The following is a 19,790-nucleotide window of genomic DNA, read 5'->3' as shown; positions in this document are numbered from 1 at the left end:
GGACCTACTCGGCCGAGCGGCATTTCTGCTCCGGTCACGCCTGGAGCGCGCGGGATTCCGCTCCGAACGAGCGGAAAGGGAGCAGAAATGTCGTCGAAGCGACTAACCCTCCAACGCCTGCTGCAACCTCTCCAGCCGGGCGGCCAAGTCCGCGAATCCCTGCTGCGTCAGCCCGAGTGCATCACCGTGCCGATCGAGCGCGGTCAGGAAGGAGGTGACGATCGGCGCGTACTTGGCGCTCAGCTTCGCCCGCTTGGCCTCGTCCGCGAGGTAGCGGAGGCTGCCGGCATTGTCGATGAAGTCGGAGACCTTGACCAGAAAGACCCGCGGATCGGCTGCGATCACGGACTCGACGTGCTCCGCATAGGCGAGGCGCTTGTCCTCCGGGCCCAGGCCGTCGGGCCGGGGCGGGTTGCTGACCGCGGCGACGATATCGGCGACCCCGGACCCGAAGTGCTCCGTCAACGCACTCACCGCGTCGGGACCGCCGAGGAGGTCGACGATCTGTTCCGGCTGGTCTTCGACGGTGTCGTGCAGCGCGGTGGCCGCGAGCACGTCGAGGTCGGTGCAGCCGTATCGCATCAGGCGCAGCACATTGCGGAACGGATGGATGACGTATGGGTCGACGGGGTAGTCCTGATGACCTGCTCGCCGCTGGCCCACGTGGGCGAGCGCGGCCACCCGCATGGCAGTGCGCATCGCTGTCGTCTCGGTGTTCAGCGCGTCGAGGGCGTCATCGATCGCGATGGTCAGGAGGGCCGGATCCATCTCGCGGAGGTGCATGGACGCGGCGACGGTCTGCGTTGAGTGGGGCATCGAGGTACCTCTCGTGGGGGTGTGCCGGGAAGTCCGTCGGAGCGGAAAAAGGGATGAGGAGGTGAGGGCACCTCGACTCGAACGGCCCCCATCTTAACGTGATGAGTCGACGCACACGTTTCGTACCCCGTCAGGCCCCGTCGTGACTTGTCCCTGTCTTCGATCCGGATGTTTCGGAGTAGCGTGAAGGGAAATGCCGGTGCAGTTATTTCTGGGAGTCGAATAGTGTTATGGGCAGGAAATGACAAGATTTCGCAATGGGCGGATGCCAACGATTTCGGGTCGGACGGCCCCGCAGCCGAACGCCCGGCGAGCGGTCTCTACCTGCTGAGATACCCCGATGATGCTGTGTACGTGGGATATTCGGCGAATCTCGACGCGTATCTGACCGTCCACGGCATCGATCCGGACGCCGTGCGCACGCGCGCCGAATCAGGAAGTGCGTTGGATCTTCGGACGGCGGCGGCGACGGTGGTCGCGGGTGCGACCGACGCCGGATTGGACGTGCGGAACACCCCCCGGACCGTCGAGAACGGTCACGTGTCGACGGACGAAGAACAGCAGGAGTGGTTGCTCGACCCGCCCGCAGCCAACCGCAGTGACACCGCCGACGGCGCCGTCTACGACGCGCCCACCCTCGCGCGGCACGCCGACGATTTCCGGCACTTCGAGAGCCACCCTCGCCACGACGAGATGGTCGCCGCACTGGCCCTGTACCTCGATCTCTGTGTTCCGCACCCGTTGCGCACCGAGTCGACCGTGTGGACCGTGAACTGTCACCCCGGGTCGTCCCCGAGTCGGCTCGCGACGCTTTCCATGGCGCACTTCGACATGTTCTTCCTGTGGCACAACGAGGAGTCGGGCGCGATCGAGGCGCACTTCGTCGTCGACGAGCGGGAACTGCCGCAGCTGAGTTTTCGGGCCCGCTTCAAGCAGTGGACAGAGCTGTCCGAGCACGCGAAGCGCGGTCCCATCGGCCACATCTCGGCCGGCACGTTCGAGCGCACCGTGGTGGTCGACGACATCGCACATCTTGCGGAGACGTTCCAGCAGCCGGGAGTCGCGCGCGCCGCGGCGGTCCAGGCGCTCGCCGTCACGCGTCGGCACTCGTCGGACCACGCTCGGGCGCACTGCCCCCAGCTCGCCGCCGCGGCCACGGCCGCCATGGGCACGGTCCGAGTGGAGACCGAGCCCGCCCCCGACGCGGTCGGAATCGGCCAGTGCCTCGACAACCTGCCGACCTTCACCGAGAACCCGACCGTGCCCGCGAGCAAGAGCGCGACGGTGACCTTCACCGATCGTGAGCGCGTCGACAAGGTCAAGGCTCTCGATCCCGGCGGTCACGCCCTCACCTGGTTGGCGAAGTTCGTCTCCGCCGCGCTGCCGCACCACGACAGCGACATGGCCGCCAACTGGTCGCTAGCCAGTCTGCCGACCACCAGCGGGAACGACGGATCCCAGCGTCTCTACGTGCTGAACGTCGCCGGTATCGAGGTGGCGTACGCCGTGGACCGCGGGGACGGATCGGTGCAGGGTCACGTCGTCGTGTCCGCCGCCGACCTGGAGGAACGCACCGGTCGGACGATCGAGCAGTTGCGTCTCGACCACCCGTCGTTCTCGTTCGACGCGCCGGGTCACACCGCAGCGCACGGCGACGACATCGCCATCGGCTGGTCCTACGGCGACACCTCGCTGACCGAGTTGGACGAGCTGCCGTGGCGCGACGCCGGCGCGGTGTTGGTCGACCGGATCCGCGGTCAGCAGTGCCCGTACGCGAGGTATCACAGCCACGCGTTGTGCGAAGAGGTGTTGAGTCGGGCGGAGTCGTTGACCGTCGCCTAGTCGCGCCGGGACGAGAACGGGCATCGGAGCGCGCACACTGACGCGATGAGAGAAAAAGTCGCGCGGCTGCGGGAGTCGTTCTGGTTCGTTCCCGGTCTCTTCGGCGTCGCGGCGCTTCTGCTCGCGCAGGCGCTGGTCTCGTTGGATCGCTACCTGCTGGACGCATCGTCTCTGAACCTGAATGCGTCGCTGATCTACGAAGTCGGCGCGAGCGGGAGCCGTGACATTCTCGGAGCGATCGCCGGGTCGATGCTCGGTGTCGCCGCGACGTCGTTCTCCATCACGATCTCCGTCCTCGCGACGACGAGTTCGACCTACGGGCCGCGGTTGGTCCGCAACTTCATGGCCGACCGCGGTAACCAGGTGGTGCTGGGCGTCTTCGGGGCGACGTTCCTCTATTCGTTGATGGTGCTGCGGTCGATCCGGTCCCTCGACTCCGACGGGTCGACGTTCGTCCCCGATATCGCCGTCAACGTCGCGGTGCTTCTCGCCGTCATCGGCGTCGGTGTTCTCGTGTACTTCATTCACCACATCGCGCAGTCGGTGCAGGTGTCCACGCTGTCGGCCCGCGTTCGCCGCGAACTGACCACCGCCGTCGACGAGATGTACCCGGCGGAGCATCCCGACGACTCCGCGTCGGCCGTGGGTCTGCGGTACCCACCCGTGCGGACCACGGTGACCGCTCGCGGGTCCGGGGTGGTGGTCGATCACGACGAATCCTGCGCCGTGGACGTCGGAACCGAGCTCGACGGTCTGATCGTCGTTCACCGGGCCCCGGGTGAACACGTCATCGAGGGGGAGGTGCTCGTGGAGATCTGCACCGAGGCCGGCACGACGCCCTCGGACGAGAGCATCGATCGGCTGCGCGACTCGTTCGAACTCGGCGACGCCCGCACGCCTCGGCACGACATCTCCTTCGCCGTGGAACAGATGACCGAGTTGGCCGTCCGCGCACTGTCGACGGGAGTCAACGATCCGTACACGGCCCGCAACGCCCTCGACGACGTGTCCGTCGGGCTGGTCTCGATGGCGCAGCGGCCGGGACCGTCCGGGGCGAAGATGGACGCCAACGGCACGATTCGGGTGGTTCTGCGCCGGATACCGGTGGTCGAGTTGATCGACCACACGCTCGACGCGGTGCGCATCTACGGGATGGGCAGCCCGATGGTTATCGAAGCCGGCATCCGGCTCGCCGAGCGGGTGGGGCGCGCGGCCCGCGAAGAGACCACGGTCGACGCCGTGCTCGCGCACCTCTCGCTGTTGCAGGACGCCGCGTCGCGCGGCGACGGTGATCCGACCCGCACCACCGCGCTCATCGCGCGGATCGGGCGAACGCGCACCGCGGTGACCGAGCGGATCCCGCTGGGCAGCATGCCGACCGGCTGATCGTGTCGGGCTCGCCGAAGGTCGTGTCGGGCACAGTGGAGGGGACTCTGCCGAAAGGAACCCGTCGTGACCCGTCGTCTAGCCGCCGTGGGGACAGCCCTGATCGTGGTCGGCGCACTCGTCGTCCTCGTGCTCGACGTCCACACCGCACTCGGCAATTCCGCGCACCTTCGACGCACCATCAGCGAGTACGGGCTCGGCGCGCAGCAGTGGGTGTTCACCGCCGGCGTGGCGTTGCTGGCGCTGGGATCGACGGCCGTGTATCTCGCGGCGATCCGGACGCGGCTCGCGCAGGTCACCTCCATTGCGTCGATCGCGATGACGCTGTGGGTGGCGGGACTGGTCGCGGTGATCGCCGTGCCCAAGCAGGACTGGAGCAACGACGCGACGCTCGGTCTGGGCGGGGCGATTCACCGCTCGGGGGCGGCGATCGCCTTCGTGAGCATCCCGATCGCGCTGCTCGCCGTCGCGCTTCCGTGGCGGAAGGACGGACGGTGGGGCCGTCGTGCGCGGGTCACCATCACCCTGACGGTGCTGGCGATCGCGACGCTAATGCCCATCGCCTACGCGTTGATCGTCGGGATGACCACCACGACACCCTGGTATCGCGCCGTCACGCTCGGATACGTACAGCGAATTCTCGTCGTGGCCGAGGTCGTGGCGCTCCTGTCGCTCGCTCTCTGGGTGCGGGCCGCGGAACGTCGGGAAGGGTCGGTCAGTCCGCGATCACGTCGGTCACTCGCTGTACGAGCGGGAGGTCCTGGACACCCATGATGTTCGCCCACAACGCCGGCGCCTCGCCGCGATAGGTGTGTCCGTGGCCGTCGGGGACGTCGGCGGCCAACGCCATGTCGAGGGTCACCTGCCAGAAGGTGACCAGCGGAATCCAGGTCATGCCCTTGTCGACGTCGGCCCCGATCGGCTCGTTCAGCCAGTCGGGAGAGTCGTAGAGCAGATCGAAGGACCACCAGACGATGGGATCGCTGGGGTGCTGCCAGTAGATGATGCGGGGGAACTCCCAGTCGACGAACCGGTCGCCGACCAGGTCGTCCGCCGCCGCGGCGAAGCGCACGTTCTGACCGCCGTAGACGACGGGGAGGATCTCGGGGCTGCCGACGTCGCGTTGCTGCGTGACCCGCTCCCACTGCTCGGAGAAGTTGGGGGTGCCCACCCAGAGGGCGCCGTCGGTCCGGGCGAGCATGTCCTGCACGCCGGAGAACGCGTCCTGCCCGCCGTAGGAACCGAGCGATTCGCCGAAGGTGAGCAACTGCGGCCGACTCTCCTCGGGTAGTTCCTGCACCCGTTCGTAGACCGCTTCGAACAGTGCGCGGCCGGCGAGCAGCGGGGTGTCGCGATCGGCGAGAAACGCCATCGGACTCGGTAGGAACGAGTACTGGATCGCGGCAATGGCCGTGTCCCCGCCTGCGAGATACTCCAACGACGACGCCACGCTCTGGTTCACCCAGCCGCGCCCCGTGGTGGTGGCGACGGCCAGATACTCGCGGTCGAAGGCGCCGGTGCGCTCGAGCTCGGCGACCACCCGCTCGGACAGTTCTTCGACGGTTTGCGCCGACAGATCCAGTCCGTCGGCGTCGACGGACTTGCGGCCGGCGTAGACGCGGATGGGGGTTTGCGCGGGTGCGCCCGTGACGTCGGCGATCTCGTCGGCCGTCGGACCACCGGCGACGAAGGTGCGGCCCTCGCGCCCCAGCGTGTCCCAGTCCTCCAGTGATTCCGGTGAACCGGTGCGCTCCGGCGCGGTGGGCTGCGTGACGCCCTCGGCGCTGCCCTGGTCGGAGACGGACGCCGACCCGTTCGCGATCCGCGAGATGCCGTTGGCCAGCAGGCCCTCGACCGCGAGGACCAGGAGGACGACCACCACGATCACGCCGACGCCCTTCGCGACCGGCCGCGGCAGAACGACGCCCGCGGCACGAACCATGAGCCCGATGAGTCGCCGAATTCCGCGCGCGATCAGGATCAACAGCAGGAACAGGACGACGGCGATGACGAAGACCCCGGGGTAGTCGAGCGAGCGGCTGGGATCCTCGCCGACCAGTTCGCGGGTGATGCTCTGCCACCACGAGCCGAGCAGAAGGAACAGCGGCAGCACGATCACCGCTGCGAGCGCGATGGCGTACCACCCCAGTCGCCTGAGCCGCGGTGGCCACTCGCGCGTGAGCTCCATCCTGCGCAGACCCCACACCACGAACACTCCGACGCCGTAACCGCACGCCGCGCTGATACCGGTGGCGACGCCCTGCAAGAACCAGGGCCGGGGCAGGAGCGACGGTGACATCGACCAGCAGTAGAAGAGAAGAGCGAACGACAGTCCGACGGGTTCGAACCGCTGGAACCACGGGGTGGTGCGGCGTGCCAGGCGACGCGTCACGGACGGCTTCCGAGTTTCCGGCGCATTCTCGAGGGTGGGGGCACTCACAGGTCTACCTCGATGTCGCCGGTGGTCGGCGATGAGCGTCGACCGTTGATGTGGGAAATCCTAGATGGTCAGGGGCCCCGGGTCCTTTCTCCTCGTATCCCGATCTCACCTGGCACGCTGGGGACATGAGAATCACTCGCTCGCGTGCCGTCGTCGCTCTCGCCGGGGCCTCCGTGCTGCTGGTCGGGGGCTGCGGATCGTCCGATCCAGAACCTGCCGCGCCCGACGCCGGGTCCGAGACGTCCGCGGCCGAGACGTCCGCGGCCGAGACGTCCGCGGCCGAGACGTCCGCGGCCGAGACGTCCGTCGATGCCGCGGACGGCGCAACGGTGTACGAACTCCCCGGCAGCGAAGTGTTCCCGGAAGGCATCACCGCCGACGACGGCACCTTCTGGGTCACCTCCACCACCGACGGCGCGGTGTTCCGCGGAACTGTCGGCAATCCGGACGTCGAGGTGTTCTTGCCGGGCGGCGAGGACGATCGCAGCGCTGCGGCGGGTATCGACGTCGACGACGATCGGCTCGTCATCGCGGGCGGCGCCACCGGCACCGTGTGGATCTACGACACCGAGTCCGGCGACTTCGTGGGCAGTTTCAGCAATGGACTCGGTGAGGGCGAGACGTTCGTCAACGACGTCGCGATCGCCGACAACGGCGACGCGTACATCACGGACTCGCAGTCGCCGAACCTGTGGCGCATCCCCGCCGACCAGGTGGACAGCGGTGAGGGCGGCGAGTTGGAGTCGTTCGTCGACTTCACCGGATCACCGTTCGAGTACGGCGAGGGGTTCAACGCCAACGGCATCGTGGAGACGGGGGACGACTCGGCGTTGGTGGTCGTTCAGTCGAACACCGGCAACCTCTATCGCGTGGACATCGAGTCTCGAGAGGTGACGCCGGTGGACATCGGAGAGGAAACGGTGGCGAACGGCGACGGGCTCGAACTCGCCGACGAGGTTCTGTACGTCACGCGCAACCGCGACGGCCTCATCACCACGATCGATCTCGACGACGACGGCAGCGCCGGAGAAGTGACGGGCGAGGTCACCGACGACAGCTTCGCGTACCCCACGACCGCAGCCGTGTCGGACGATCAGCTCCTGGTGGTCAACAGTCAGTTCGACCAGCGCGGCGGAACTCCGGTCGAACCGTTCACGGTGAGTGGTATCAGCGTTCCCTGATCGCCTTCAGCGGCTCCGCGGTCACGGGGAACATCGCCGGGCGGCGCTCCCCGATGTGGCGGACGTCCTTGAAGAGTCGCTCCAGGGTGCGGTCGATGGTGTCGAATTCGGCTGCGTGCGTTGCGTGTTGGATACCTGTTCTCATTGTTCGGCCCTCCGGCTCGGTGTTGTTCTCGTACACACAAGGCTAGGGAGCAAGCCTTCGAGGGCCTTGGGAGAAGTCTGAGGATTTGGACTGAATCCGGGTGCGGGGGCAATCCGCACGGGTTCCACGAGTGCGCACGGGTTGCAGCCGGCCGCAGGCGGTGCGGGGCTCTGGAGAGTGTGCGGATCAGCGGGGGGCGCGGGTGCTGGGGACTGTGCGGGTGTCGATGGTGTCGGGCGGGGCGGCCTGCCCGGAGCGATCCGCACCGGTTCCGTGAGCGCGCGGGGTGATCCGCACACGTTGCGTGAGTGCGCACGGGCTGCAGCCGTCTATAGGCGGTGCGGGGCGCTGGAGAGTGTGCGGATCAGCGGGGCGCGGGTGCTTCGCGATCGGCGCGCGTCCATCCGCACAGCTCCCGGCAGTAGGCGCAGGTCCCGGCGTGTGCGGACTGCTGGGGGCTGTGCGGGTGTCGATAGGTGTCCGGCGGGGCGATCTGCTCGATGCGATCCGCACCGGTTCCGTGAGTGCGCACAGTTTGCAACCTGCTGTAGGCGGTGCAGAGCGCTGGAGCCTGTGCGGTTCAGCGCGGCCCAGCGGCGCGGTTCAGGTGCGCGGCGTTGTCGTCCTCTGTGGCCTGATAACCCGCGCCGGCGGCGAGGAACGCGTCGCGGAGGTTGGTGGCGACGGCAATGTGTGCGATGAGCGTCGACTTGAGCGAGTTGTCGTCGCCGATCGCCAGGTCGCGGTACTTCTTTCCGACCGCGATGCCGGACGGGAAAGTGCCGAACCCGTCTCCCCAGTCGAGTCGTTGCGTTGACTGCAAAACCTTCCTGAGTCCGTCGATGTATTGGTCGCACGCAAACGCGCAGGTTCGCGCGTCCTCCACGCCGAGCGAAAAATGGGTCATCGGGCAATACCCCCTGGGTTGTGGCTGTACTGGCTGAATCTATTGTCAAGCCGGAATATGTGGTCCTAGTAGCTCAGTCAATTCAGTTGCGAGCAAACACGTTTCACGTGGAATCGGTTTCAGCGCTTGACTACTTACGACTACGAGCGAAACTCCTCGTGACCAGGTGAATGCAAGTGCGCACATCTCCTGAGGTGTGGTGCTGTCGAAGCGAAATGTGATGGATTCTCGTCGGTTTGGGACTCTTACCTCTCGGACATCTATCGACTTGGGGTTCGAACGAATGTCGGTCAGCGACAGTGTTGTGGATTGCACGCTGAGGAAAAACCAATCCCCGCGCCACGTGCAGTCCGCCCATGCGTCGGGCGGGCCTGGTAATTCGAGCGTCACCACCTCCGGCTCCGCCCCCGCGGCCACGACCGCCTCCGGCGGGATCACCTCACACGGATCGAACAACTCGAAAGCATCGGCTGCCGGCGCGGGCGTCCCCTCGACCTGCGCCCCACAGCCGCACAGCACGAGGGCGAGCGCCAGTGACGCCCATCGAAGCCTTCCGTCGGAGTGCACACAGGTAAGGACGCAGTGGCCGTCGATCGGGTTCCGGCAAATCCGGATCGGCCCCACACGTGCACAGCTCCCAGCAGCGCGCACAGGTCCGGGCCTGTGCGTAGTGCTGGGGGCTATCCGGACGTGGAACCGACGCTCAGGACCGCAGCAGCGCAGCAATCGTCCGCGGCAGTTCGGCACCCGGGGTGCGGCGATACAGCTCCGCCGGTCGACCACCCCCGGCCGCGCTGGTGCGCCCGGTGCCGGTGACGGCGTCGGACACCTGCCGTCGAAAGGTGTCCTTGGGCAGGGATCGATCGAACACGATGTCGTAGAGGCGCCGCATGTCGAGGAGGGTGAATTCCGGTCCGGCGAGGAGATCGGGATCGAGGCGCTCGGTGTAGCGGGTCCGCAGGTCGTGTACCGCGGCGACCACCATGTCGGCGTGGTCGAAGGCGAGTTCGTCGACGGGACGGTCGGCCTCGATGGTCACCGTCCGGGAAGCGGGGGGAAGCGCATCGAACGGCACGGCGGCGGAGTGCGCCATCGACAGCACCCAACCACGATCGTCGCGGGTGGGGTCGTCGAACATCGCCACGGGGTGGAAGTCCAGCCCGGTGATGCCGGCCTTGAGGTCGAGGGCCCGGTTCGCGGCACGCGTCAGCGTCTCGCCCGGATGCAGGAAGGTGCCGGGGAGCGCGGCGCCGAACGGGGACTCGACGACCAGCACGGCCAGGGCATCGTCGACGACGGTCAGGACGGCGACATCCACCGCGACGGAGGGGCGCGGGTAGTCGCCGAGATCGCGAATCGGAGGCACGACTTGACCTTAGCGCATTTACGATTTATATTTAGCGCAGAAACGATCTAAGGGGTGAACATGAGATTGACCGACACGCAGATCGATCGCGCCGACGGCGTGCTGCTGGGAACGGCGGCGGGGGATGCGCTGGGAGCGGGGTACGAGTTCGGTTATCCCGCAGACGATGTGGTGATCGACATGATCGGAGGCGGACCGTTCGACTGGGCGCCGGGGGAGTGGACGGACGACACCTCGATGGCGGTGTGCGTCGCGCAGGGTCTCGCCTCCGGCGGCGGGCTCGACGCCATCGCCGCGAACTTCGTCGCGTGGTACGACACGGCACCCGCCGACATCGGCAACCAGACCCGCGCCGTGCTGAGCCGTCGCAGCCCCACGGCCGCAGCCATGACGGAGGTGGCGTCGGGACTGACCGGGCGCACGGGTGGGAACGGTTCTCTGATGCGTACTGCGCCCGTCGCGCTCGCCTACCTGAACAACGCGTCGGCGCTCGACATCGCCGCGGGCGACATCAGCGCGCTCACGCACTCCGACCCTCGGGCGGGGGAGGCGTGCCGGCTGTGGTCGGCCGCGATCCGCTACGCGGTGCTGAACGGCACCTACTACGGCATCGAGCAGTTCCTGACGGACTCTCCGCAGGACGTCGCGTCCTTCTGGCGTCCGCTGCTGGACGCCGCGGAGTCCGGGGAACCGGCGGACTTCGCGAACAACGGGTGGGTGGTCCACGCACTGCAGACGGCGTGGTGGGCGATCGCGACGACTCCGGACACGGGGCCCGAGCAGCTCCCGGCCGCACTGGAGAGGTGTGTGCGTGCGGGCGGTGACACCGACACGACGGCCGCGATCGCGGGAGGATTGCTGGGTGCCCGCTGGGGCGCCTCCGCCGTCCCCGACGCGTGGCAGTCCATCGTCCACGGCTATCCGGGGATGGGCGGCGGCGACCTGTCGCGGCTCACCCGACGCATCATCGGAGGAACAGCATGACCGTCATCGAAGTGATTCGCGCCGACATCACGACGGTGCGCGCCGATGTCATCGTCAACGCGGCCAACTCGTCGCTCCTGGGCGGCGGCGGTGTCGACGGTGCGATCCACCGCGCGGGCGGGCCCGAGATCCTGGACGCCTGCAAGGTCCTCCGCGCGACGACACTGCCGAACGGGTTGGACGTGGGGGCCGCGGTGGCCACTCCGGCCGGACGCCTGCCGGCGCAGTGGGTGATCCACACCGTCGGACCGCGGTACTCCGCACGCGAGGATCGCGCGCCTCAGTTGCGTGCCGCCTACGAGCGATGCCTTCTGCTCGCGGCGCATCTGCGGGCGTCGTCGATCGCGTTTCCGTTGATCTCCGGCGGGGCCTACGGGTGGCCGGTCGAGGCGGCGGTGGCGGAGCAGGTCCGAGCCGTGGCGTCCGCACCGGTGTCCGTCGACTTCGTGACGTTGGTGGCCTTCTCGCCGGACATCGCGAAGCTCACGGAGAACAGACTGGGCTGATCAGCGCCGCGCGCGCCACGCGGCCCAGGCTCCGGTGCACCAGAGAGCCCAGGCGACGAGCAGCGGCTGGAACACCAGACGCGTCGCGCGCGCGGCGTCCGAGTCGAGGCCGAAGGCGTCCGTACCGGTGACGTACTGCGAGATGTTTCCGGGGAACACCGCCACGAAGAACGCGGCCACGATCCACCCGACCACGACGCGGTAGCGCGTCAGGAAGATCAGCGACAGTCCCAGAACCACCTCGACGACGCCCGACGCCAGCACCACGAAGTCGGCGTCGAGCGGCACCCACGTGGGTACCTGCGCTCGGAAGTCCTCACGCGCCCAGAACAGATGGCTCAGCCCGGCGAAGGTGAGGAACGCGCCCAGAACGAGTCGGCCGATGGTCTTCGGGGCCGTGGTGGCCGGGCGCGTGGTGGTCATGCGAGAAAACTACGCGCCCGGCCCCGATGCCCTCAGCGCGGGAACACGCTGCCGAGCACGGGCACCTCACCGTCGCAGTAGAGCGGGCCGCCGGTGCATTCCTCGTCGTCGCACGAGCACCAGGTGTCCTCCCACCGGTCGTCCTCGTCGCGGTCCTCGATCTCCCAGCGCAACAGCAACTCGAGCGCGAGCTCGTCGACCTCGCGCCACGTTCGCCACACCCCGTCGGCGCCGACGTACCTCGTTTCCCGGCTCCGCGCCTTCTTGCGTTGCGACCTGCGGTAACCACCCATCGAACTCTCCCCCCGGTTGTCGGTGAGGAGAAGGTAGGTCGGGGGTCCGACACGGAATGCGTCGACGCACGATCGATGGAATCACCGTGAGTGCAACGGTGGGGGCGACGCGGGATGTACGCGAGGGTCGTTCCATGACATCCACCATCAGAACTTCGGTCGTGCCGTTCGTCGTCGAGGCGTCGGGAAGCGGCGTGGCTCAGCATCTCACCGTGCGGGGCGACGCCGGTCACGAGTTCGACGCCGATGCCTACCCCGCGTTCGGCGGCGCGGATTCCGCACCGAGCCCGCTCTTCTACGCGCTGGGGGCCTTGACGTCGTGCAATCAGGTCACCGCCAGCCTGGTCGCCAAGGACCTCGGCATCCGGCTCGGCGCGTTCTCCTTCCGTGTCCAGGGGGACCTCGACACCCGTGTGCTGGTGGCGGGCGAGAACGGAAACGCCAACTTCGACGCCGTCACCGTCGAGGTGACCGTGGAGACGGACGCGAGTGGCGACGCCTTCGACCACTTCGTGGCCGAGGTCGAGCGTCGGTGCCCGGTGAGTCAGCTGTTCGTCCGCAGCGGCCTCGACTTCGTCAACCGCTGGACGCGCGCCGACCTGCCCTGACCCTCTAGCGTCGACGCATGACCGAAACTCGTCACCTGTCCGTCGTCGTGAACGCGTCCCGTGAGCAGGTGTACACCGTCGCGGCCGACCTCGATCGACTCCCGGAGTGGGCGTCGGGACTGGCGTCCGGCATCACGCGCGACGGGACGGACGTGCTGGCGTCGTCGCCGATGGGCGTCGTCCGTGTGCGGTTCGCCCCGCGCAACGAGTGGGGCGTGCTGGATCACGATGTCGAACTTCCCGACGGCACCGTCGTCAACAATCCCGTGCGCGTCCTCGTGCATCCGGATGGGGCAGAGGTGCTGTTCACCGTGCGTCGGCTGGACATGACCGAGGAACAGTTCGACGACGATTGCGCGACGGTCTCGCGCGATCTGGCGGCTCTGAAATCTCTCGTCGAGAACGGATCCGTCGGGGAATGAACCCGTAGCACCGCCGGTTGTTCATCAGTGACGGTGCCCGTATCAATGCCCCGGGTACCACCCCATAAGCCGCTGCGAGCGGCCACTTGCCGAGAGGCGCACTGGCGGGCACCGTCGCCGAACCACCTAAGCCGCCACCCTGAACAGGGTGGCGGCTTTCGTTCTTCGGACGTGCCTCAGACCTCCGACGGTGCGGTGCGGGACTTCACGACGCGGCGGTAGACCGCGTAGCCGGCCAGAACGACGACGAGTGCTGCGATCACGTACTTGAACATGGACGCGTAGCCCTCGACTCGGTACCAGTTCTCGCCCAGGAAGTACCCGGCCATCACGAAGATCGTGTTCCAGATCAGGCTGCCCAGCGTGGTGTAGATCACGAACTGCCAGACCGGCATGCGCGAGACGCCGGCGGGAACCGAGATCCCGGACCGCACCACGGGAATCATGCGGCCGAAGAAGACCGCTGCGCGTCCGTGGCGGGTGAACCAGTCCTCGGCACGTTCGAGCGCCTCGGTCTTGACCACCGGCATCCGGTCGACGATGCGGTACATCCGCTCTCGGCCGAACTTCATGCCGAGGAAATACAGGCACAGGGCACCGACGACCGAGCCGACCGTGGTCCAGAACAGCGCGCTGAACAGCGTGATCCCGCCCTGCGATGCCGTGAACCCGGCCAGGGGGAGGATGATCTCGCTGGGAATCGGCGGGAAGAAATTCTCGATGGCGACGGCCAGGCCCGCTCCGGGACCACCGATCCGGTCCATCAGATCGACCGTCCACTGGGCGATCCCGCCGAGTTCCGGGGTGTCCTGAGCGAGCAGGGTTACGTCGTTCACCCTGACACTGTACGAAAGGTCCCGTCGAACCGAACAATTCGAACTCCTCGGTCCAAGAGGACAGTTGTCAGCTCGCGTGCGCCTTCAGCTTCCCGAACCGGTACCGCAGCTTTCCGATGCGGTCGCGTTCCGTGGTGAGCATCGCGGTGCGCTCGATGTGCGCCTCCCCGAACCGGTCGAGCAACAGATCGTCGACCAAGCGCACCTGCCCGGGACGGTGTTGATAGTCCATGGCCTCGGAGACGAAGTCGACGCGGGACGGATCGAGCGCGGCCTCGAGTTCGGCGCCGGTGGTGATGCCGTTCGCGGAGACGAGGGCGAGCAGCCACTCGTAGTGACCGCTCTTGCTCGCGGTGTACCCCGGGAGGAGTTCGGTCACGATGGTGCGCAGTTGCTCGGCGGTGAGCTGCAGGTCCATGCCCCGCGCCCGGTCGGCGGCGCGCAGTTCCGCCATCATCGCCTTGTGGTGCAGGTCGGCCTGCTCGAACTGGGCGTCGGCGAGTTCGATCAAGCCGGCGGCCAGGGTGAAGGCGCGGTCGATGACGGGGGAGCCGGCGGTGCGCGAGTTCTTGAAGCGGATGTCGTGCTCGATCTCCGCCCAGGCGTGCTGCAGCACCGTGCGGATCTGGACCTCGAAGGACAAGCCCACGAAATCCGCGCATTCGTCGGGCACCCGGTCGCCGTCGGCGCTCATGATCAGATGTTTGCCGCCGTAACCGAACACGCCGGAGTGCTGGGCGAGTACCGACTTGTCGATGGTCTTGACCACGACGAACTTGTCCGCGATGGCGTCGACCACGCGGTCGATGTCGGAGGTGAGGTAGGTGATGACGCGGATGCCCACGAGATCGGTGACCTGCACCAACGGGTCGGTGAACTCCAGCGATCCGTCGCTGCGCAGTCGGCCGAACTTGCCCGCCGCGGACTCGACCGTCTTGGTGCGGGACTCGACCGCGTCGATGTCGATGTCGGCATCGGAGACGAAACGCTCGATCGCGGCGGTGATACCCGCCGTCGCGGCCACGAAGTAGTCCAGTCGGGCCTGGTACTCGTCGATCGCGGTGGTCATGGAACTCCTGAGCTCGGGTGAGTCGAATTGTGCCCCACGGCCCTCAACGGCGGTGCACCCCGCCGTGTGTGTCGTCGATCGTGGTGCAATGCGCAGGTGACTCTCGGCATCGACACCGCGCTGCTCGTCCTCGCGTCGGGACTGCTTCTCCTGTGGGCGTTGCTGCTCGGAGTCTGGAAGTTCCGCGGGATGGCGACCTCGGAGACCGGTACCGCACACCCCTACGTGGACATCGCGCACCGCGCGGCGCTGATGTACTCGTTCGCGACGCTGGTGCTCGCGGCGCTGGTGGAGTTCGGTGCGTGGTCGACGGCGGTGAACCTGGTGGCGTCGGGCGCGGTGGTGTTCTTCTTCGTGGCCGCCATCGCGAGCTACACCGTCCACGGCGCCCTCCGCGACACCGACAACCAGTTCGTGAACCCCGTGCCGGGCACGCACGCCTTCATGTACGTGCTGGCGGCGACGGAGATCGTGGGGCTCACGGTACTGATCGCCGGTTTCGCGAAAGCGCAGTTCTGGGCCTAGCGGCCGAGGGAACTAACGCGCCAACTCGACCTCGTCTGTCTCCTCGGCGAACGGATCTCCGTTGCGCGGAGCATCGAAACGCTCCCGGTCGAGGATGCCCTCCCGCTTGGCCACGATGGTGGGGATCAGCGCCTGGCCGGTGACGTTGAGGGCGGTGCGTCCCATGTCGACGATCGGCTCGACCGCGAGGAGCAGGCCGACGCCGGCGAGCGGCAGACCGAGCGTGGACAGGGTCAGCGTGAGCATCACGGTGGCGCCGGTGGTGCCCGCGGTGGCGGCGGATCCGATCACCGAGACGACGACGATGAGCACGTAGTCGGTCAGGGTGAGCTGAATGCCGTAGAACTGCGCGACGAAGATCGCCGCGATGGCCGGGTAGATGGCGGCGCACCCGTCCATCTTGGTGGTCGCGCCGAGCGGGACGGCGAACGACGCGTACTCCCGCGGGACGCCGAGGTTGCGCTCGGTCACGCGCTGGGTGAGGGGCAGTGTGCCGATCGACGAGCGGGAGACGAAGCCGAGTTGCGTCGCGGGCCAGACGCCGGAGTAGAAGCGGCGCACCGAGAGTCCGTGGGCTCGCACGATCAGCGGGTAGACGACGAAGAACACGATGGCCAGGCCGAGGTAGATCGCGACGGTGAACACCCCGAGCGATCCGATGGCGTCCCAGCCGTACGAGGCGACGGCGTTACCGATGAGCGCGGCCGTGCCGATGGGCGCCAGCCGGATGATCCACCACAGCACCTTCTGCACGATCGCCAGCAACGACGCGTTGAAGACGAGGAAGGGCTCGGCGGCCTTGCCGACCTTCAGCGCGGCGATGCCGATCGCGGCGGCGATCACCAGCAGCTGCAGGATGTTGAAGTTCAGGGTGGTGGTGACGGTGTCGCCGTCGAGGGTGCTGCGGCTGCCGAGGCCCAGGAAGTTGTTGGGCACCAGCCCGGTGAGGAACGACCACCACGAGCCCGCGGTGGCGGGTTCGTCCGCGGCGGCCGCGGAGACGCCCGTCCGCGAACCCGGTTGCGCCACAAGCCCGATGACGATGCCGATGATCACGGCGATGAAGGCGGTGATGGCGAACCACAGCAGGGTCTGCCCGGCCAGGCGGGCCGCGTTGGTCACCGCGCGAAGGTTCGCGATGGAGCTGACGATGGCCGTGAACACGAGCGGAACGACGGCGACGGTCAGCAGCTTGACGTAGCTGGAACCGATGGTGTCGAGGGTCTCGACGAGCCAGTTGGGGTTGCCGTCCGCGGCCGCGGACATGGATCGGGCGACGAGCCCGAGGAGAACACCGACGACGAGGCCGGCAACGATCTGGGGACCGAACGACGTGGCCCACTGGGGCAGTCGACGGCTGGAGGCAGCGCTGGGCGCAGACATGGGGGACCTTTGCAGGGGTGCAGAGAAGTGGTGAGCGAGATGCTCGAGGGACGCCGGCTCTAGCGCGGCATCAACAGATGGCGCTGGCCTGAAGGCGAAGGTCGACGTATCGACGCGAGGTCAGCAAGGGGGTCACCGGTGAAACAGTACGCCTCGGTCCGGTTCTCTCGCGCCCTCGCCCGAGCGATCCTCGTCACGCCCGGTGAGCGACCACCGTCGGCTCCGAAGCGAACACCGACGGGAGGTCCTCTCCCGACGCGAGGGCGGCCGCGAGCACGATGCGTGCCTGCGCGGGGCCGAGTGTCCCGGCGGACAGGGCGCCGGCGCGGACGAGGTCGGCTCCGCCCCCGCCGCCGCCGTACGTGGTGACGACGCCCCCGTCGGGCACCCGGGTCGAGAGCACCACCGGAATGTCGGCCTCGGTGCACCGGCGTACGGCGTCGACGATGCGCGCGTTCGTGTTTCCCGCGCCGAGAGCCTGCAGCACGATGCCGTTCGTGCCGTGCTCGCGAAGGGCATCGACGACCACCTCGTCCACTCCGGCGTACAGCGCGACGACATCGACGCGGACCCCGGCGATATCGGTGCGCGGCATGACCGTTCGAGGCAGGGGCGTGGTCACTCGGACCCCGTCGTACGCGTCGAGATCGACGGTGTGCGTCTTGCGGACCCCGCGGGCGTGCATCAAGCGGGGACCGAAGGCGACGAGGACGCCGTGATCGCGGAAGCGGGAGTTCGCCGCAACTCGCAGCGCCGCTTCGATGTTGGCGGGACCGTCCGGCCGGGCGTGGTCGGCCGTGCGCTGGGCGCCGGTGAAGACCACGGGGCGAGGGTCGGCGTGCATGAGGTCGACCAGCAGTGCCGTCTCCTCCAGCGTGTCGGTTCCGTGCAGCACGACCACCCCGACGATCGTCGGGTCGCGCAGCTCGCCCTCGACACCGCGTCGAACCCGGTCCATGTCGGCGGACGTCATCGCCGCGCTGTCGACGGACATGAGATCGACGACGCGGACGTCCACACCCGCCCGCGCGCCGATGTCGGCCAGGAACTCGACGGACGGCTTGCCGGCCCGACTCGTACCGTCGACCCCGACGCGGCTGGCGATGGTGCCACCGGTGGTGATGACGGAGACGCAGGAGCGTCGGGTCGAGGCGGGGGTCATCGGAGCAGCGTATCGGCAGGAACGGGCGGTCGGTGGTGGGGTGGCCGCGGAGTCATTCGCTCAGGTTCGCCAGATGCTCGGGTCGGAGCAGTTCCTCGAGCCGTTCGGCGGTCAGGAGGCCGCGTTCGAGGACCAGATCGGCGACTCCGCGCCCGGATTCGAGTGCGGCCATGGCGATCTCGGTGGCGGCCTGATAGCCGATGTGCGGATTGAGGGCGGTGACGAGCCCGATCGAGTGTTCGACCCCGTGACGCAGGTGCTCCTCGTGCGCGGTGATGCCGACGACGCAGCGCTCGGCCAGGACGCGGCACGCGGCACCGAGGTGGGTCATGCCGCGGGTGAGCGACTCCATGATGATCGGTTCGAACGCGTTGAGCTGCAACTGACCTGCCTCGGCGGCCATGGTGATGGTGACGTCGTTCCCGATCACCTCGAAGGCGACCTGGTTGAGCACCTCGGGGATCACGGGGTTCACCTTGCCGGGCATGATCGACGAACCCGCCTGCACGGCAGGCAGATCGATCTCGCCGAACCCCGCTCGGGGGCCCGAGGAGAGGAGCCGCAGATCGTTGCAGATCTTGGACAGCTTCACCGCGCACCGCTTCAGCACGCCGGACAGGTGGACGAACTGGCCCACGTCCTGGGTGGCCTCGACGAGGTCGGTCGCGCTGATCAGGTCCAGGCCGGTGATCTCGCGAAGGTGACGAACGGCGGCTTCGCGGTAGCCGGGCATCGCGTTGAGGCCCGTGCCGATGGCCGTGGCACCGAGGTTGATCTCCCGAACCAGGAACGACGCCTCCTCGAGGCGTTGACGGTCCTCCTCGATCATGACGGCGAAGGTGCCGAACTCCTGGCCCAGGGTCATGGGCACCGCGTCCTGCAGCTGGGTGCGGCCCATCTTGACGATGGTGCGGAACTCGACGGCCTTCGCGCGGAACGCGTCCTGCAGCACACCCATCGACGCGGCCAGTTCGGCGACGGCGTAGATGGTGGCGATGTTGCAGGCGGTGGGGTAGACGTCGTTGGTCGACTGGCCCAGGTTCACGTGCTCGTTGGGGTGCAGGTAGCCGTACTCGCCGGGACGGTGGCCGAGCAGGACGAGGGCTCGGTTGGCGATGACCTCGTTGGCGTTCATGTTGGTGGAGGTGCCGGCGCCGCCCTGAACGACGTCGACGACGAACTGGTCGTGCCACTGTCCGTCGAGGATCTCGCGGGCAGCGGTGGTGATGGCCTCGCCGCGCTCGGCGTCGAGCACGCCGAGTTCCATGTTCGCGGCGGCGGCCGCGTACTTGACCGCGGCGAGCGCGCGGATCAGACCGGCGTTCGTGGAGATCGGCTGACCGGTGATGGGGAAGTTCTCGGTGGCGCGGAGGCTGTGGATACCCCAGAGAACGTCTGCGGGGATCTCTCGGTCGCCGAGTAGATCGTGCTCGATGCGGGTGGTCGTCACGGTCCGGGTCCTCCGAGGGGTGGTTGCCTGTCAGGCTGTCTGACAG

23 protein-coding genes are annotated in these 19,790 nt (G+C 67.8%); 9 read left to right on the top strand and 14 right to left on the bottom strand.

Features of this window, described 5'->3' with window-relative positions; all coding sequences use genetic code 11:
- Positions 1–102: 102 nt before the first annotated feature.
- Positions 103–816: an HD domain-containing protein gene (locus tag ACY466_RS15895; protein ID WP_463246479.1), complete on the bottom strand. Its 714-nt coding sequence runs from the start codon at positions 814–816 to the stop codon at positions 103–105.
- A 354-nt stretch (positions 817–1,170) separates the two neighbouring features.
- On the opposite strand from ACY466_RS15895, the gene ACY466_RS15890 reads away from it, so the two are divergent.
- The 3 genes from ACY466_RS15890 to ACY466_RS15880 all read left to right on the top strand — a co-directional run bounded on the left by ACY466_RS15890 (position 1,171) and on the right by ACY466_RS15880 (position 4,818).
- Entirely contained in the window at positions 1,171–2,658 is a 1,488-nt protein-coding gene (locus ACY466_RS15890) for a hypothetical protein (RefSeq protein ID WP_463246477.1), read from the top strand.
- Between the two features lie 45 nt (positions 2,659–2,703).
- Positions 2,704–4,044, top strand: a complete 1,341-nt coding sequence (locus tag ACY466_RS15885) for a DUF2254 domain-containing protein (RefSeq protein ID WP_463246475.1) — start codon at positions 2,704–2,706, stop codon at positions 4,042–4,044.
- A 66-nt stretch (positions 4,045–4,110) separates the two neighbouring features.
- A complete protein-coding gene (locus ACY466_RS15880) occupies positions 4,111–4,818 on the top strand; it encodes a DUF998 domain-containing protein (protein ID WP_463246473.1) in 708 nt (235 codons plus the stop codon).
- Here ACY466_RS15880 and ACY466_RS15875 read toward each other — a convergent pair.
- Positions 4,760–6,484, bottom strand: a complete 1,725-nt coding sequence (locus ACY466_RS15875; RefSeq protein WP_463246471.1) for an alpha/beta hydrolase — start codon at positions 6,482–6,484, stop codon at positions 4,760–4,762. The two genes, ACY466_RS15880 and ACY466_RS15875, sit on opposite strands and share 59 nt — an antisense overlap.
- Before the next feature lie 125 nt (positions 6,485–6,609).
- Here ACY466_RS15875 and ACY466_RS15870 point away from each other — a divergent pair, with 125 nt between their 5' ends.
- Positions 6,610–7,665, top strand: a complete 1,056-nt coding sequence (locus ACY466_RS15870; protein ID WP_463246469.1) for an SMP-30/gluconolactonase/LRE family protein — start codon at positions 6,610–6,612, stop codon at positions 7,663–7,665.
- Here the strand turns inward: ACY466_RS15870 and ACY466_RS15865 are convergent.
- The 5 genes from ACY466_RS15865 to ACY466_RS15845 all read right to left on the bottom strand — a co-directional run bounded on the left by ACY466_RS15865 (position 7,652) and on the right by ACY466_RS15845 (position 10,083).
- The gene (locus tag ACY466_RS15865) at positions 7,652–7,810 is read right to left on the bottom strand and encodes a hypothetical protein (protein ID WP_463246467.1); all 159 of its coding nucleotides are present in this window, start codon (positions 7,808–7,810) and stop codon (positions 7,652–7,654) included. The two genes, ACY466_RS15870 and ACY466_RS15865, sit on opposite strands and share 14 nt — an antisense overlap.
- Before the next feature lie 364 nt (positions 7,811–8,174).
- Positions 8,175–8,342, bottom strand: coding sequence for a hypothetical protein (locus tag ACY466_RS15860; protein ID WP_463246465.1), 168 nt, complete (start codon positions 8,340–8,342; stop codon positions 8,175–8,177).
- 48 nt (positions 8,343–8,390) lie between these two features.
- Positions 8,391–8,717 (bottom strand): hypothetical protein, encoded by a 327-nt coding sequence (locus tag ACY466_RS15855; RefSeq protein ID WP_463246464.1) that lies wholly within the window; start codon positions 8,715–8,717, stop codon positions 8,391–8,393.
- A 45-nt stretch (positions 8,718–8,762) separates the two neighbouring features.
- A complete protein-coding gene (locus ACY466_RS15850; RefSeq protein WP_463252327.1) occupies positions 8,763–9,236 on the bottom strand; it encodes a DUF3558 family protein in 474 nt (157 codons plus the stop codon).
- Between the two features lie 184 nt (positions 9,237–9,420).
- A complete protein-coding gene (locus ACY466_RS15845) occupies positions 9,421–10,083 on the bottom strand; it encodes an NUDIX hydrolase (protein WP_463246462.1) in 663 nt (220 codons plus the stop codon).
- Positions 10,084–10,143: 60 nt separating this feature from the next.
- On the opposite strand from ACY466_RS15845, the gene ACY466_RS15840 reads away from it, so the two are divergent.
- Positions 10,144–11,067 carry an ADP-ribosylglycohydrolase family protein gene (locus ACY466_RS15840; RefSeq protein ID WP_463246461.1) on the top strand — a complete coding sequence of 308 codons (924 nt, stop codon included), beginning with the start codon at positions 10,144–10,146 and terminating at the stop codon, positions 11,065–11,067.
- Positions 11,064–11,573 (top strand): O-acetyl-ADP-ribose deacetylase, encoded by a 510-nt coding sequence (locus ACY466_RS15835; protein WP_463246459.1) that lies wholly within the window; start codon positions 11,064–11,066, stop codon positions 11,571–11,573. The genes ACY466_RS15840 and ACY466_RS15835 overlap by 4 nt, the downstream gene beginning before the upstream one ends.
- Here ACY466_RS15835 and ACY466_RS15830 read toward each other — a convergent pair whose 3' ends face one another.
- Entirely contained in the window at positions 11,574–11,996 is a 423-nt protein-coding gene (locus ACY466_RS15830) for a DoxX family protein (RefSeq protein WP_463246457.1), read from the bottom strand.
- 32 nt (positions 11,997–12,028) lie between these two features.
- Complete coding sequence (locus tag ACY466_RS15825) at positions 12,029–12,289, bottom strand: hypothetical protein (RefSeq protein ID WP_463246456.1); 261 nt, start codon at positions 12,287–12,289, stop codon at positions 12,029–12,031.
- A 134-nt stretch (positions 12,290–12,423) separates the two neighbouring features.
- Between ACY466_RS15825 and ACY466_RS15820 the strand changes: the two genes are divergently transcribed.
- Both ACY466_RS15820 and ACY466_RS15815 read left to right on the top strand, forming a co-directional pair.
- Positions 12,424–12,897 (top strand): OsmC family protein, encoded by a 474-nt coding sequence (locus ACY466_RS15820; RefSeq protein WP_463246454.1) that lies wholly within the window; start codon positions 12,424–12,426, stop codon positions 12,895–12,897.
- Positions 12,898–12,914: 17 nt separating this feature from the next.
- Positions 12,915–13,319 (top strand): SRPBCC family protein, encoded by a 405-nt coding sequence (locus ACY466_RS15815; protein ID WP_463246453.1) that lies wholly within the window; start codon positions 12,915–12,917, stop codon positions 13,317–13,319.
- 176 nt (positions 13,320–13,495) lie between these two features.
- On the opposite strand, the gene ACY466_RS15810 is transcribed toward ACY466_RS15815, so the two are convergent.
- Together ACY466_RS15810 and ACY466_RS15805 are read right to left on the bottom strand one after the other, a co-directional pair.
- Entirely contained in the window at positions 13,496–14,155 is a 660-nt protein-coding gene (locus tag ACY466_RS15810; protein WP_463246451.1) for a DedA family protein, read from the bottom strand.
- A gap of 67 nt (positions 14,156–14,222) precedes the next feature.
- Positions 14,223–15,224, bottom strand: a complete 1,002-nt coding sequence (locus ACY466_RS15805; protein ID WP_463246449.1) for a GTP pyrophosphokinase — start codon at positions 15,222–15,224, stop codon at positions 14,223–14,225.
- Positions 15,225–15,320: 96 nt separating this feature from the next.
- Here ACY466_RS15805 and ACY466_RS15800 point away from each other — a divergent pair, with 96 nt between their 5' ends.
- A complete protein-coding gene (locus ACY466_RS15800) occupies positions 15,321–15,749 on the top strand; it encodes a hypothetical protein (protein WP_463246448.1) in 429 nt (142 codons plus the stop codon).
- A gap of 12 nt (positions 15,750–15,761) precedes the next feature.
- On the opposite strand, the gene ACY466_RS15795 is transcribed toward ACY466_RS15800, so the two are convergent.
- The 3 genes from ACY466_RS15795 to ACY466_RS15785 form a co-directional block, all read right to left on the bottom strand.
- The gene (locus ACY466_RS15795) at positions 15,762–17,132 is read right to left on the bottom strand and encodes a dicarboxylate/amino acid:cation symporter (protein ID WP_463246447.1); all 1,371 of its coding nucleotides are present in this window, start codon (positions 17,130–17,132) and stop codon (positions 15,762–15,764) included.
- A 193-nt stretch (positions 17,133–17,325) separates the two neighbouring features.
- Positions 17,326–18,294 carry an asparaginase gene (locus ACY466_RS15790; protein ID WP_463246445.1) on the bottom strand — a complete coding sequence of 323 codons (969 nt, stop codon included), beginning with the start codon at positions 18,292–18,294 and terminating at the stop codon, positions 17,326–17,328.
- Positions 18,295–18,346: 52 nt separating this feature from the next.
- Positions 18,347–19,744 (bottom strand): aspartate ammonia-lyase, encoded by a 1,398-nt coding sequence (locus ACY466_RS15785; RefSeq protein WP_463246443.1) that lies wholly within the window; start codon positions 19,742–19,744, stop codon positions 18,347–18,349.
- Positions 19,745–19,790 lie beyond the last annotated feature (46 nt).

This window comes from Rhodococcus sp. K11/5, assembly GCF_055193735.1.
This window is presented reverse-complemented; position numbering and strand designations above follow the sequence as displayed.

Coding starts and splice junctions, on each gene's coding strand:
- ACY466_RS15865 (WP_463246467.1), bottom strand. CDS start 7,810: ATGAGAACAGGTATCCAACACGCAACGCACGCAGCCGAATTCGACACC.
- ACY466_RS15805 (WP_463246449.1), bottom strand. CDS start 15,224: ATGACCACCGCGATCGACGAGTACCAGGCCCGACTGGACTACTTCGTG.
- ACY466_RS15790 (WP_463246445.1), bottom strand. CDS start 18,294: ATGACCCCCGCCTCGACCCGACGCTCCTGCGTCTCCGTCATCACCACC.
- ACY466_RS15835 (WP_463246459.1), top strand. CDS start 11,064: ATGACCGTCATCGAAGTGATTCGCGCCGACATCACGACGGTGCGCGCC.
- ACY466_RS15885 (WP_463246475.1), top strand. CDS start 2,704: ATGAGAGAAAAAGTCGCGCGGCTGCGGGAGTCGTTCTGGTTCGTTCCC.
- ACY466_RS15830 (WP_463246457.1), bottom strand. CDS start 11,996: ATGACCACCACGCGCCCGGCCACCACGGCCCCGAAGACCATCGGCCGA.
- ACY466_RS15855 (WP_463246464.1), bottom strand. CDS start 8,717: ATGACCCATTTTTCGCTCGGCGTGGAGGACGCGCGAACCTGCGCGTTT.
- ACY466_RS15795 (WP_463246447.1), bottom strand. CDS start 17,132: ATGTCTGCGCCCAGCGCTGCCTCCAGCCGTCGACTGCCCCAGTGGGCC.
- ACY466_RS15840 (WP_463246461.1), top strand. CDS start 10,144: ATGAGATTGACCGACACGCAGATCGATCGCGCCGACGGCGTGCTGCTG.
- ACY466_RS15815 (WP_463246453.1), top strand. CDS start 12,915: ATGACCGAAACTCGTCACCTGTCCGTCGTCGTGAACGCGTCCCGTGAG.
- ACY466_RS15895 (WP_463246479.1), bottom strand. CDS start 816: ATGCCCCACTCAACGCAGACCGTCGCCGCGTCCATGCACCTCCGCGAG.
- ACY466_RS15870 (WP_463246469.1), top strand. CDS start 6,610: ATGAGAATCACTCGCTCGCGTGCCGTCGTCGCTCTCGCCGGGGCCTCC.
- ACY466_RS15820 (WP_463246454.1), top strand. CDS start 12,424: ATGACATCCACCATCAGAACTTCGGTCGTGCCGTTCGTCGTCGAGGCG.
- ACY466_RS15825 (WP_463246456.1), bottom strand. CDS start 12,289: ATGGGTGGTTACCGCAGGTCGCAACGCAAGAAGGCGCGGAGCCGGGAA.